This is a genomic window from Pseudomonas sp. SWRI18 (assembly GCF_014268345.1).
GTDB classification, from domain to species: Bacteria; Pseudomonadota; Gammaproteobacteria; order Pseudomonadales; family Pseudomonadaceae; genus Aquipseudomonas; species Aquipseudomonas cedrina.
Map to the genome: position 1 here is coordinate 1 of NZ_JACCQQ010000033.1, position 12,632 is coordinate 12,632.

The following is a 12,632-nucleotide window of genomic DNA, read 5'->3' on the forward strand; positions in this document are numbered from 1 at the left end:
TGAAGCAGGTCGCTGTCGAATCTCGCATAACTCTTTGTTTACCAAGGAGTTTTCCGTTTCGACTGCGCCGGAAGTGGGGCGAATTATAGACTTCCAGAATCTGCCGTCAACCGTTAATTACGCTTTTGTTGCAGAAAGTGGTTTTTTCGCAATAAGGCGGGGGATTCGCCGCATTACCGGCGGTATCCGCAGCACCAGCAGTAGCGCACCTATAGACGCATAGATAACCCACTCCTTCAGATCCGCCCGCACGATCCACAACATATGCAGCAAGCCAAGCCCAAGAATTACATACACCAGGCGATGCAGCTTCTTCCAACGACTGCCGAGCCGACGCTGACTGTAGCGATTCGACGTCACCGCCAGTACCAGCAACGACAGGAACCCCAACGCACCGACAATAATGTAGGGCCGCTTGCGCAGCTCCACGCCCAGCTGCGACCAATCCAGGCCGAGTACAAATACGCAGTAAGCTGCCAGGTGCAGCACCACATAAGCGAAGCACCACAACCCCAGTTGCCGGCGCACCGCGATCCACCCCGCCCAACCGCTAAGCTTCTGCAGTGGCGTCATTCCCAGGGTGATCAGCAACAGGATCAACGTGCCCAGCCCCAAACGATCGACCAGTACCTTGCCCGGATCAGGCCCCAGGGCAAAACTCCAGGCTTCATACAACCAATACAAGGGCCATATCGCCACCGCCATAAAGACGCCAATGCGCCACACCGGATAGCGCATCAGTAGTTCTTCCGTAAATCCAGATCGGTATAAAGAGAAGCCACCTCATCGGCGTAGCCGTTGAACATCTGCGTCTCACGCACATTAGGACTGAACAAGCCGCTCGGCAGACGACGCTCCCGCGCCTGGGTCCAACGCGGATGGTCTACTGTAGGGTTCACGTTCGCGTAGAACCCATACTCATCCGCGGCAATGCTCTGCCAGGTGGTTTTCGGCTGCTCGCTCACGAGGCTGATCCGTACAATCGACTTCACACTCTTGAAGCCATACTTCCAAGGGACTACCAAGCGCAGCGGCGCGCCGTTCTGATTAGGCAATTCGCGCCCATACATCCCCACAGCCAGGATCGCCAGAGGATTCATCGCCTCATCCAGCCGCAAGCCTTCTACATACGGCCAATCGATCAAACCAAAACTCGAACGCTGCCCCGGCATGCTCTTGGGATCCTGCAGCGTTTCGAAACGGATGTATTTGGCTTTGGAGGTCGGCTCAACCTGCTTGAGCAATGCCGAGATCGGGAAACCGATCCATGGAATAACCATCGACCACGCCTCCACGCAGCGCAGGCGGTAGATGCGCTCCTCCAACTGGTAGGGCTTCATGAAGTCTTCCAGGGCATAACGGCCCGGCCTCGCCACCTCGCCGTCAATCACCACACTCCACGGCTCGGTCTTCAATGAACCCGCATTGGCTGCAGGGTCGCCCTTGCCGGTGCCGAACTCATAGAAGTTGTTGTAGTGAGTCGCATCTTTGAACGGCGTGATCGCTTCATCCTTTACCGTGATCGCCTGCCATTGGGTGCTCGGCAGTTTTTCGGTAAACCAGTTCGGTGCCCTGCCCGCCTCTACATCAGCATAGCGCGAGGCATCTGCGGCATTGGCCCAACGCGGCAAGCTGCTGGCTGCGATGCCGGCGAGCGCACCACTGAGCAAGCTGCGGCGGGAAAGATAGAAGGACTCTGGAGTGACATCCGATTCGGGGCAATCGGACGCTTTAGGCAATTTGATTAACATGGCAACTCCGCAGCATTGGAGAACAGATGCACCAATAGACTGCGGAGTATGGGCGAAATTACATTAAGGCAATGTTTTGTCGCGGCGCAAATGCAGCAAATACTGAACCGGCCCCGAAGCGGCGTAGACCAGGAACGCCAGCAGCAGAATGCGCGGAGGATCACTGAACACTACGGCAAATACCAGTACCACCGCCAGGATTGCCACAAAAGGTACGCGCCCCTTGAGGTCCAGCTCCTTGAAGCTGTTGTACTTGATGTTACTGACCATCAGCATGCCGGCCGCAGCCACCATCAAGGCCACCAGGAACGACATCTTCGAACCCTGGATGCCGTAATCACTGAACGCCCAGACGATACCCGCCACCACACCCGCGGCCGCTGGGCTGGCCAGACCGATGAAGTAACGCTTGTCGGCAGTTCCCACCTGGGTGTTGAAGCGTGCCAGGCGCAAAGCCGCGCCCGCGACATAAATGAAGGCAACCATCCAGCCGACCTTGCCCATGTCACCCAGCGCCCAGGCAAATGCCAGCAACGCAGGCGCGACACCAAACGCGACCATATCCGACAACGAGTCGTACTCGGCACCGAAGGCACTTTGCGTATTGGTCATGCGCGCCACGCGACCATCTAGGCCATCGAGCACCATGGCCACGAAAATGGCGATGGCCGCAAAACCGAAATATTTGCTGGCGCTTGCCGCATCACCTGCCGCCAATGCACTTTGGGCGCTCATGGAGTTGATGATGGAATAGAAGCCGGCAAACAGGTTCGCCGTGGTGAACAGGTTGGGCAGCAGATAGATGCCACGATGCCGAACCTTGCGACCTTCCGCGTCATGTCCTTCTTCGACATGTTCATCGATGGGTAGCAGGCTTTCGGCGTCAGAAGCCTGGCTTGGCTCTTCGGGACGTTCGCTCATGGACTTTACCTTGCAACGGGTGAAAAAAATTCGACAAATACTTGCGGCGAGTGTTCGCCCGCAAACGATGCAGCTTTATACCAGAACCTGTCTGCCAAACGAAAAAACGCGGCCTAAGCCGCGTTTTCTGTTGATACGTACGACTTAGTTCTTGGCTTTGTCGACGATCTTGTTGGCACCGATCCACGGCATCATGGAACGCAGTTGCTCACCGATGATCTCGATACCGTGAGCGGCGTTGTTACGACGCTTGGCGGTCATCGAAGGGTAGCCGGTAGCGCCTTCGCTGATGAACATTTTGGCGTATTCGCCGTCCTGAATACGTTTCAGGGCGTTGCGCATAGCCTGACGGGATTCGGCGTTGATCACTTCCGGGCCGGTCACGTATTCGCCGTATTCAGCGTTATTGGAGATCGAGTAGTTCATGTTGGCGATACCGCCTTCGTACATGAGGTCAACGATCAGCTTCAGTTCGTGCAGGCATTCGAAGTAGGCCATTTCCGGCGCGTAGCCAGCTTCAACCAGGGTTTCGAAACCGGCTTTCACCAGTTCAACGGTACCGCCGCACAGTACGGCTTGTTCGCCGAACAGGTCGGTTTCAGTCTCGTCCTTGAAGGTGGTTTCGATGATACCGGTACGGCCACCGCCGACGCCGGCAGCGTAGGACAGAGCTACGTTTTTAGCGTTGCCGGATGCGTCCTGGTAGATCGCGATCAGGTCAGGGATGCCGCCGCCTTTGACGAACTCGGAACGCACGGTGTGACCCGGAGCCTTCGGCGCGATCATGATCACGTCGAGGTCAGCGCGTGGCACAACCTGGTTGTAGTGAATCGCGAAACCGTGGGAAAAGGCCAGGGTAGCGCCCTTCTTGATGTTCGGCTCGATTTCGTTCTTGTACAGCGCGGACTGGAACTCGTCCGGGGTCAGGATCATGACCAGGTCGGCGGCCGCAACAGCGGAAGCAACGTCGGTCACTTTCAGGCCGTGTGCTTCAGCCTTGGCAACGGTAGCCGAGCCTTTGCGCAGGCCAACGGTAACGTCAACGCCGGAATCTTTCAGGTTGCACGCTTGAGCGTGGCCCTGGGAGCCGTAACCGATGATGGCGACTTTCTTGCCCTGGATGATCGACAGGTCACAATCTTTATCGTAATAAACTTTCATGAGGTTCCTCTATATATCCAGGCCGTAAGGCCATTCGCTAATTTGGGTTAGATGCTGAGTACTTTGTCGCCACGGGCGATCCCTGTGACACCACTGCGTACGGTTTCCAGAATCGAGGCCGTCCCGATCGACTGGATGAAGCTGTCCAGCTTGTCGCTTGTACCGGTCAGTTGCACGGTATAAACACTGGCGCTTACATCGACGATCTGCCCGCGATAAATGTCGGTGGTGCGCTTGATCTCGGCACGCTGTGCACCCGTGGCCTTGACCTTGACCAGCATCAGCTCGCGCTCGATGTGGGCACTTTCCGACAGGTCGACCAGCTTGACCACTTCGATCAGCTTGTTGAGATTCTTGGTGATCTGCTCGATCACCTCATCGTGGCCCACGGTGGTCAACGTCAGGCGCGACAGGGTCGGGTCTTCGGTCGGCGCCACGGTCAGGCTTTCGATGTTGTAGTTGCGTTGCGAAAACAGGCCGACAACACGAGACAGAGCGCCGGGTTCGTTCTCCAGAAGCAGGGAGATAATATGCCGCATGATTAAGTACGCTCCGTCTTGTTCAGCCACATGTCGCGCATAGAGCCGTCTTTGATCTGCATCGGGTAGACGTGCTCGCTGGTATCCACCTTGATATCGATGAACACCAGGCGGTCCTTCATGGCGAACGCTTCTTCCATCTTCGGCTTAAGATCTTTCAAATCGGTGATGCGAATGCCGACGTGGCCATAGGCTTCAACCAATTTGACGAAATCCGGCAACGATTCCATGTAGGAATGGGAGTGACGGCTGCCGTAGCTCATGTCCTGCCACTGACGAACCATGCCCAGCACGCCGTTGTTCAGGCAGACGATCTTCACGGGAAGGCCGTACTGCAGGCACGTCGACAATTCCTGAATGTTCATCTGGATGCTGCCTTCACCGGTGACGCACGCGACGTCCGTCTCCGGGAAGCTCAGTTTCACACCCATGGCCGCAGGGAAACCAAAGCCCATCGTGCCCAGGCCACCGGAGTTGATCCAGCGGTTAGGCTTGTCGAATGTGTAGTACTGCGCCGCGAACATTTGGTGCTGGCCCACGTCGGAGGTCACAAAGGCGTCGCCCTTGGTCACTTCGCACAGGGTTTCGATCACGGTTTGCGGCTTGATAACGCTGCCGTCGCCCTTGTCGTAAGGGAACAGGCCGCGGTCACCGCGCCATTCGTCGATCTGCTTCCACCAGCTGGCGACGGATTCCTTGTTCGGCGTTTCGCCGATGTCCTTCAGCGCTGCGACCATTTCGGTCAAGACGCTTTCAACAGGACCTACGATCGGCACGTCGGCCTTGATGGTCTTGGAAATGGACGCCGGGTCGATGTCGATATGGATGATCTTGGCATTCGGGCAGAATTTGCTCGCGCCATTGATCACGCGGTCATCGAAACGTGCGCCCACTGCCAGTATCACGTCGGCATGGTGCATGGTCAGGTTGGCGGTGTAGCTGCCGTGCATGCCGAGCATGCCGACGAACTGACGGTCCGAACCCGGGAATGCGCCGAGGCCCATCAAGGTGTTGGTCACTGGCAGGTTAAGCAGCTTGGCCAGTTCGGTCAGCGGTGCGGAACCACCGCCCAGAATCACACCACCGCCGGAGTACAGCACAGGACGCTTGGCCGCCAGGAGCATTTCTGCGGCCTTGCGGATCTGCCCCGAGTGCCCACGGACGGCCGGGCTGTAGGAACGCAGCTTGGCTTTCTTCGGGAAGATGTATTCGAATTTTTCAGCCGGGTTGGTCATGTCTTTCGGGATATCGACCACTACAGGGCCCGGACGACCGGACTGTGCGAGGTAAAAGGCCTTCTTCATGACTTCCGGGATTTCCGAGGCATGCTTGATCATGAAGCTGTGTTTCACGATCGGCCGGGAGATACCGATCATGTCGGTTTCCTGGAATGCATCGGTACCGACCATGGTGCTCGCGACCTGGCCGGAAATGATCACCATCGGAATGGAGTCCATGTACGCAGTCGCGATGCCGGTAATGGCATTGGTTGCGCCCGGGCCGGACGTTACCAGGACCACGCCGGCTTTACCGGTGGCACGGGCATAACCGTCAGCCATATGGGTCGCGGCCTGTTCGTGGCGAACCAGGATGTGGGTAACAGCCGGTTCCTTGAACAATGCGTCGTAGACATGCAGCAGAGCACCACCCGGGTACCCGTAGATATAGTCGACGCCTTCGTCACGCAAAAAGCGGACGAGCATCTCACCGCCAGATAAAAGCTCCACGTTGTTCACCTCTAAAACGCCAGAATACCGTCCGTTAAAAACCGACGGGTCTTAATAGGTTTACTTCTCAACAGAGCATGAGCGACGGTGGTCGCCGACTACGTCAGCACTGACTGAGCAAGTATTGGGATCGTCCCAAGTGTTGCGGGATTTTCCCACCCAGCGCGAGGTAACGCGTTGCGGGTGTTACAGGTCGGCGCGGATGTGCGCCTCATGATCTGCTGAGCGGGCCTGCTTCTGGCAGTCCCGATACAGCGGACTTTGGATTCTTCTGTTTCAGGCCCTTCAAGTCAAGCAATAATTGCGCTTTTTTCCAACTAAGCGCATGAGAACGTAGAAGAAAGGGCTTTGAGGAGGGATAAAACTCGCCTGAATGTCGTCAAGCGATAGAAATGTGCGCAAGACTGCCGGAAAACCCGGGAGTCAGGCAATTAACGAGCGTCGGCGATCAATTGGTCGAACTTTTTCAGCGCGTTGCGCAATCCGAGGCTTTCAAGCGGGCGGTCGGCGTAGACCATCTCGGCCATTTCCAGGATGCCCGACGCATTGGGCAATGGCAGGTCCTGCTCGAGAATCTGCTTCATGCGCGCCAGGAAGATCCATTGCAGCCACTGGTGAAAGTCCAGGGTATCCACCGAAAAAGGCTCGACACTGCTGAGCGCCTCGGCGCTGGGGGACACTTCGTCCCACCAGCCTTGCACGCGCAACTCACGCTCAATCAGCAATAACTGTTCGGCAATCGCCGGAAAGCGTGCATCCATCAGAGGTTGACCTTGGCTTTCTGCCGCGCCTGGGCAGCACCGGCGGCATCACCCTGTGCGGCGCGCGCGTCACCAATCAACGCCCACAGGCTGGCTTGCAGGTCGGGACGACCGTTAGCCAGGGACAAGCCACGACGAGCGAACTGCTCCGCTTGAGGTGCGTCGCCCTGGGCCATGCGCACCTGTGCCAGGCGATACAGCACTTGCGGCTCACGCGGGGCAACGCGTTGCGCACGCTCGAGACTCGACGATGCACCGTTCAAATCGCCACCCGCCTGTTGTTGCTGAGCCGTCGTGAGCAGGGCCAGCACCGGGCCGTCCAGTTGCTCGTCAGCCGACAGGCCGCCGGCGCTGGAGGACGATGGAATGCCGCTCGGCGTGGAAGGCATGTTGTAGGTGCCCTGGTTGATCGGTGCAGTTTGAACCGGCGCGGTATCGATCGGTCCGGAAGCGCTTGGCCCTGGGGTCCACGGCTCGGCGCTGATCGGCGCGGAGGTGGCGGAGCCGGCCCCCGGCACCATCACCACCACGCCCGAATCCTGCGGCACCGCCTGGGTCGCGGCCTGGGCAGGGCGGTTGGTCACGGTCTGGCGGAAACCGCCATTGGCCGAAATCCGGTCGCTATTGGAGACGGCTGTGCTCGAGTCCACCACGGGAATGGAGCCGCGTTGCACGCTGGAGCAACCGCTGAGCAAAGCCAGAGCTGTAATCGCTGGAATCCACCACTTGTTCACTTGAAACCCTCTCTGCTTAATTCATCCAGCCCTTGACCCAATCCATCACCGATTCCGCGTCAGCAGGGGCACCGCCACTGCATGCGGCACCGGGTGGCGGTTCGCTGCCGCGAATATACGGCATCTGCACCGCTCCCGGACAGTTGGCATCGGAGCCTTGGCCCGTGTGCGGATCTATCCAGGCCTGCACGATGTTATCCGGCTGCGGCATGTTCAGCGGCAGCGGGTCGGCCTTGCGCATGAAACTGGTCCAGACCTGCAGCGCACCGGTAGCGCCGGTGAACGGGGTCTTGCCGTTATCGTCGCGCCCCAGCCACACCACCGCCAGCACATCCTGGCCGAAGCCAGCGAACCAACTGTCGCGCGAGTCGTTACTGGTACCGGTCTTGCCAGCCAACGTCAGGTTGGACGGCAGGACTTTATAGACGGAGCTGCCCGTACCTTCACGCATCACACGCTGCATGGCGTTCTGGATCAGGTAGATGGAGCCTGCATCGAACCGCTGCTGAATCTGGAACGGATAACGTTTGAGCGGCTCGCCCTCGGCGGTCAGCACACTGCGGATGCCGCGCATCGGCGTATTGAAGCCACCGTTGGCGAGGGTCTGGTACATGGTCGCCACTTCCATCGGCGTCATGGCACCGGCCCCCAGCAGTATAGAAGGGAAGGCTGGGAATTCACGGGTGATCCCCAGGCGCGCCAAGGTCTTCAGGACGTTCGGGACACCGACTTCAAGCCCAAGGCGTGACGTGGAAATATTGTAGGAGTGCGCCAGCCCCTGGTAAAGAAACACCGTACCGTGGGAACGCCGATCGAAGTTCTGCGGAGTCCATACTTGCCCATCCCCCCCTTTGACCGACAAGGGGTCATCCGACAGCCAACTGGTCAGGGTGTACTTGCTCGGTTTTTCCAACGCGGTCAGGTAAACGGCCGGTTTGACCAGCGAGCCGATTGGCCGCACCGCATCCAGCGCGCGGTTGAAGCCGGCGAAGCTGGCCTGGCGACTGCCGATCATGGCTTGCACTTCGCCGGTTTCCGGGTTGGTCACGACCATGGCCGCTTCGACTTCGTCCGAACCTTTACGGCCCGTCAGACGCTTGAAGGTGTCGTTGACTGACGCTTCGGCTTTCATCTGCAAAATCGGGTCGAAGCTGGTGAAGATCCGCAGGCCTTCTTCGGTCAAGTCTTCGTCGCGGTAGTCTTCACGCAGTTGGCGTTTGACCAGGTCGATAAAGCCCGGGAAGGAGCTGTCCGCCAGCTTGCCGCGTGTGGTAACGCCCAGCGGCATTTTCTTCGCCGCGGCCACTTGTTCAGCCGTGGCCACGCCTTGTTGCTCGAGCACATCGAGCACCAGGTTGCGGCGTTCCAGCGCACGCTCAGGGTTGCGGCGCGGGTTGTAGTAGGAAGGCCCCTTGACCATGCCCACCAACAATGCGACCTGATGCAACTTCAATTCGGACAGCGGCTGGCCAAAGAAGAACTGGCTCGCCAAACCGAAACCATGCACCGCACGTTGGCCGTCCTGACCGACGAATACCTCGTTGAGGTATGCCTCGAGGATCTCCTGCTTGCTGTAGTGCAATTCCAGCAGCATCGCCATCATGGCTTCGGTGAGCTTGCGGGTCAGGCTCCGCTCGCTGGTCAGGTAGAAATTCTTGACCAATTGTTGCGTAAGCGTACTGCCGCCCTGGGTCATCTTGCCGCCGGAGGTGTTCACCCAGACTGCGCGAGCGATCGACTTCGGGGAGACGCCCCAGTGGTGATAGAAATCGCGGTCTTCGACGGCCACCAGGGTTTCGAGCAGGAACGGCGGCACTTGATCAAGCTTGATCAGGATGCGGTCTTCGAGATTTTTCGGATAAATGCCGCCGATCATCAGCGGTTCCAGGCGCACCACGGGCAGCTTGGAGCCGTTGAGTGACGACAACTCCGCTACGTAATCGCCGGAAAACCGCACGCGCACCGGCTGGGCTTTTTCCAGGCCTTCATAGAACTGGAAGCCACGGGTATTCAGGTCGACGGTATTGCCGCTGACGGCGGCTGCCCCCGGACCATTGCTCACGGGTTCGCGGCGATAGCCCAAGGCGTCGAGTTCGGTGAGGAAGTCGTCCTTGCTCAGCTTCTGGCCGGTGAACAGTTCCAGCGGGCGCGCGTACACCTTGGCCGGGATGGTCCAGCGCTTGCCGGAGAATTTCTCCTGGACCACGGCGTCGAGGTACACCGCAAAGCCAGCGAGCACTACAAGCCCCACCAGGCCGAGCTTGAGCGCCCAGCCCAGCCAAGGGCGCAGGCCGCGGGAAGGAGGTTTTTTACGGGAACGGGGAGATCGGGTTCGAGTCATGGCGGCGGATTATACGCACTTTATTGAGGATCAACATGAGCCGGACAGCGGTTTGCACGACCGGCCGCAGCAGCCATAATGCCCGCCATGTTTTCCCCCAGACTCTGAAGGATCGCCCGTGAGCCAGTCCCTGATCGCTGCCCTGCAAAATCCGGCTTTATACCCGCACCCGGTTGAAGCGTTCCAAGTCATCGAGACCCATATTTCCTGGGTCGTACTGACTGGCCCGTATGCTTATAAATTGAAGAAACCGATGAACTTCGGCTTTCTGGATTTCACCGACCTGGAAAAGCGCGGCCACTTCTGCCGCGAAGAACTGCGCCTCAACCAGCGCCTGACGCAAGATTTGTATCTCGACGTGTTGCCGATCACCGGCACCGCCGAAGCCCCGCAGTTGGGCGGCGAAGGTCCGGTCATCGAATACGCATTGAAAATGCGCCAGTTCCCGCAGAGCCAATTGCTCAGCACCTTGCAGGCTAATGGCGAACTGACCAGCGCGCACATCGATGAGATGGCCAGGCAGATTGCGCACTTCCACCTGACTGCGCCGAAAGTCCCGCAGGAACACCCAGCCGGCACGCCGGAAGAAGTGATGGCGCCGGTTCGCCAGAACTTCGACCAGATCCGCCCGTTCCTCAGTGACAAGGCCGACCTGGTTCAGTTGGATGCCTTGCAAGCCTGGGCCGAAAGCAGCTTCGAGCGCCTCAAGCCACTGCTTGCCCAGCGCAAAGTGGAGGGTTTCACCCGCGAATGCCACGGTGATATTCACTTGGGCAACGCCACCTTGATCGATGGACACGTGGTGATCTTCGACTGCATCGAGTTCAACGAGCCCTTCCGTTTTACTGACGTTTACGCCGATACCGGCTTCCTGGCGATGGACCTGGAAGACCGCGGCCTCAAGTCACTGGCGCGGCGCTTTATCAGCCAATACCTGGAGTTGACCGGTGACTATCAGGGCCTGGAAGTACTGAATTTCTATAAAGCCTATCGCGCCCTGGTACGCGCCAAGGTCGCGTTGTTCAGCATGCCGAGCGAGGCCAGCCCGGTACAACGCGCCACTACCCTGCGCCAGTACCGCAACTACGCCAACCTGGCGGAAAGCTACAGCACTATTCCGTCACGCTTTATGGCGATTACCCATGGTGTTTCGGCCGTGGGCAAAAGCCACGTGGCGATGCGCCTGGTAGAGGCACTGGGCGCCGTGCGACTGCGCTCGGACGTGGAGCGCAAGCGCCTGTTCGGCGAGCAGCAGGTTGAGAACACGCTGCAGGCCGGTATTTATGCGGCCGACGCAAGCGCGGCAACTTACACACGCTTGAATGAAATCGCCGCTACCGTACTGCGCGCCGGTTACCCGGTGGTGCTGGATGCGACCTTCTTGAAGCGCGAGCAACGTGACGCAGCGGCGAAGGTTGCCGAGGCGACCGGCGCGCCCTTCCTGATCCTGGATTGCAATGCGCCCCAAGCGGTCATCGCCAGCTGGTTGGCACAGCGTCAGGCGGACAAAAACGACCCTTCCGACGCAACACTGTCGGTGATCGAAGAACAGCAGGCGAATCGCGAGCCACTGACCGCCGAGGAACAGTTGCTCAGCAAGCGTGTCGAAACCAATGAAAGCGGCACCCTTGATGCATTGGTGGCGCATATACGCCAGCGCCTGCCAGGCCTGTAAGAAAAATTTCTTGATCGTGTCGTCTACTAAGGCGCACGATCGAGCAATAGTGGCACTATAATGGCGCCATAAATCCAACAGGAGTCGCCGTCATGAGTCAGCCCAAGCTTCTCGATTCTCCCCTCTACTCGCTCCTGCATAAAGATGATATCCGGGGCTTCAACCAGGAACGCCCAGAGCACGGCGTCATCGACATGCGCGGTGGAGACTTCCGTGGGTTGGACTTGCGTGAGCTGAACGCTGCGGGCGTGGATTTCACCGACGCTTATTTCCGCTCCGCCGATTTGCGCGGCCTGGACCTTCGCGACTGTCCGCTGGAAGGGGCAAGCCTTGCCCACGCGCAAATTTCCGGCACCTACTTCCCGCCGGAACTGAGCGCTGACGAGATCCTCATGTCCGTCAATTTCGGCACCCGCCTACGCTACCGCACTCGTTGAACCCGCGCTTTTTCGCCCCGCCTCGCGCCCGCCTGGCGGGGGCTGCCTGCACCTGACGCCCCCCTTCTTATCAGTCTTTAGGCCGTTTCCGACTAAAGAACTGCGTTTTTCCTACTGAGCGCTACACTCCTCTCAGGCTTGCATGGTCACGATACCCACCGAACCATTCGGCCATCGCAAGGAGGCTTGATGAACGACGAGCTGCAACTCCTGAAAAACCTCGGCAAGACGTCGGCGCAGTGGCTGCATGCGGTGGGCATCCACAGCGCGTCAGACTTGCGCCGCCTGGGCGCTGTCGATGCGTACCGCGCCGTGCGCACACGCGGGTTCCGCGCCTCGAAAGTACTGTTGTATGCCATTGAGGGCGCCTTGATGGATGTGCACTGGAACGACGTTCCTGCCGAGCGCAAGGAAGCATTGAACCGTCAATTGGACGCGCTATCGACCCGTCAGAAAAATTGAGCATCGCCCAGTATCTACAGGCCGTCCGAACAGGTGTTTGAGAAAACGCGCAGAACAGGCAAAAACAAAGGTTGACTCTCAAATGAGAATCGTTATGATTATCACAACTGGTCGCGAGATCAG

Annotated in this window: 12 protein-coding genes; 3 read left to right on the forward strand and 9 right to left on the reverse strand. The window is 58.7% G+C overall.

What is annotated here, in order from left to right; translation table 11 throughout:
• Nucleotides 1-117 precede the first annotated feature (117 nt).
• The 9 genes from msrQ to mrcB all read right to left on the reverse strand — a co-directional run bounded on the left by msrQ (nt 118) and on the right by mrcB (nt 9,935).
• On the reverse strand, nt 118-738 hold the full coding sequence (msrQ, locus tag H0Z09_RS25350; protein WP_186694366.1) for a protein-methionine-sulfoxide reductase heme-binding subunit MsrQ: 621 nt from the start codon (nt 736-738) through the stop codon (nt 118-120).
• Nucleotides 738-1,751 (reverse strand): protein-methionine-sulfoxide reductase catalytic subunit MsrP, encoded by a 1,014-nt coding sequence (msrP, locus tag H0Z09_RS25355; protein ID WP_186694368.1) that lies wholly within the window; start codon nt 1,749-1,751, stop codon nt 738-740. Before msrP ends, msrQ begins: the two co-directional genes overlap by 1 nt.
• Nucleotides 1,752-1,814: 63 nt before the next feature.
• On the reverse strand, nt 1,815-2,672 hold the full coding sequence (pssA, locus tag H0Z09_RS25360) for a CDP-diacylglycerol--serine O-phosphatidyltransferase (RefSeq protein WP_076952869.1): 858 nt from the start codon (nt 2,670-2,672) through the stop codon (nt 1,815-1,817).
• A 144-nt stretch (nt 2,673-2,816) separates the two neighbouring features.
• Entirely contained in the window at nt 2,817-3,833 is a 1,017-nt protein-coding gene (gene ilvC / locus H0Z09_RS25365; protein WP_003212125.1) for a ketol-acid reductoisomerase, read from the reverse strand.
• A 47-nt stretch (nt 3,834-3,880) separates the two neighbouring features.
• Nucleotides 3,881-4,372, reverse strand: coding sequence for an acetolactate synthase small subunit (gene ilvN, locus H0Z09_RS25370; RefSeq protein WP_003176102.1), 492 nt, complete (start codon nt 4,370-4,372; stop codon nt 3,881-3,883).
• Between the two features lie 2 nt (nt 4,373-4,374).
• Complete coding sequence (locus tag H0Z09_RS25375; protein ID WP_186694370.1) at nt 4,375-6,099, reverse strand: acetolactate synthase 3 large subunit; 1,725 nt, start codon at nt 6,097-6,099, stop codon at nt 4,375-4,377.
• Between the two features lie 431 nt (nt 6,100-6,530).
• Nucleotides 6,531-6,860 carry a YqcC family protein gene (locus tag H0Z09_RS25380; RefSeq protein ID WP_076952868.1) on the reverse strand — a complete coding sequence of 110 codons (330 nt, stop codon included), beginning with the start codon at nt 6,858-6,860 and terminating at the stop codon, nt 6,531-6,533.
• A complete protein-coding gene (locus H0Z09_RS25385) occupies nt 6,860-7,594 on the reverse strand; it encodes a tetratricopeptide repeat protein (protein WP_186694372.1) in 735 nt (244 codons plus the stop codon). Before H0Z09_RS25385 ends, H0Z09_RS25380 begins: the two co-directional genes overlap by 1 nt.
• 16 nt (nt 7,595-7,610) lie before the next feature.
• Nucleotides 7,611-9,935: a penicillin-binding protein 1B gene (mrcB, locus tag H0Z09_RS25390; protein WP_186694374.1), complete on the reverse strand. Its 2,325-nt coding sequence runs from the start codon at nt 9,933-9,935 to the stop codon at nt 7,611-7,613.
• 118 nt (nt 9,936-10,053) lie between these two features.
• Here mrcB and H0Z09_RS25395 point away from each other — a divergent pair, with 118 nt between their 5' ends.
• The 3 genes from H0Z09_RS25395 (at nt 10,054) to H0Z09_RS25405 (ending at nt 12,509) form a co-directional block, all read left to right on the forward strand.
• Nucleotides 10,054-11,610 (forward strand): AAA family ATPase, encoded by a 1,557-nt coding sequence (locus tag H0Z09_RS25395; protein WP_186694376.1) that lies wholly within the window; start codon nt 10,054-10,056, stop codon nt 11,608-11,610.
• 92 nt (nt 11,611-11,702) lie between these two features.
• On the forward strand, nt 11,703-12,047 hold the full coding sequence (locus H0Z09_RS25400) for a pentapeptide repeat-containing protein (RefSeq protein WP_186694378.1): 345 nt from the start codon (nt 11,703-11,705) through the stop codon (nt 12,045-12,047).
• A gap of 189 nt (nt 12,048-12,236) precedes the next feature.
• Entirely contained in the window at nt 12,237-12,509 is a 273-nt protein-coding gene (locus tag H0Z09_RS25405) for a TfoX/Sxy family protein (RefSeq protein WP_076952863.1), read from the forward strand.
• The last annotated feature ends 123 nt before the right edge of the window (nt 12,510-12,632 follow it).

Coding starts and splice junctions, on each gene's coding strand:
- mrcB (WP_186694374.1), bottom strand. CDS start 9,935: ATGACTCGAACCCGATCTCCCCGTTCCCGTAAAAAACCTCCTTCCCGC.
- H0Z09_RS25400 (WP_186694378.1), top strand. CDS start 11,703: ATGAGTCAGCCCAAGCTTCTCGATTCTCCCCTCTACTCGCTCCTGCAT.
- msrQ (WP_186694366.1), bottom strand. CDS start 738: ATGCGCTATCCGGTGTGGCGCATTGGCGTCTTTATGGCGGTGGCGATA.
- H0Z09_RS25380 (WP_076952868.1), bottom strand. CDS start 6,860: ATGGATGCACGCTTTCCGGCGATTGCCGAACAGTTATTGCTGATTGAG.
- msrP (WP_186694368.1), bottom strand. CDS start 1,751: ATGTTAATCAAATTGCCTAAAGCGTCCGATTGCCCCGAATCGGATGTC.
- ilvN (WP_003176102.1), bottom strand. CDS start 4,372: ATGCGGCATATTATCTCCCTGCTTCTGGAGAACGAACCCGGCGCTCTG.
- pssA (WP_076952869.1), bottom strand. CDS start 2,672: ATGAGCGAACGTCCCGAAGAGCCAAGCCAGGCTTCTGACGCCGAAAGC.
- ilvC (WP_003212125.1), bottom strand. CDS start 3,833: ATGAAAGTTTATTACGATAAAGATTGTGACCTGTCGATCATCCAGGGC.
- H0Z09_RS25405 (WP_076952863.1), top strand. CDS start 12,237: ATGAACGACGAGCTGCAACTCCTGAAAAACCTCGGCAAGACGTCGGCG.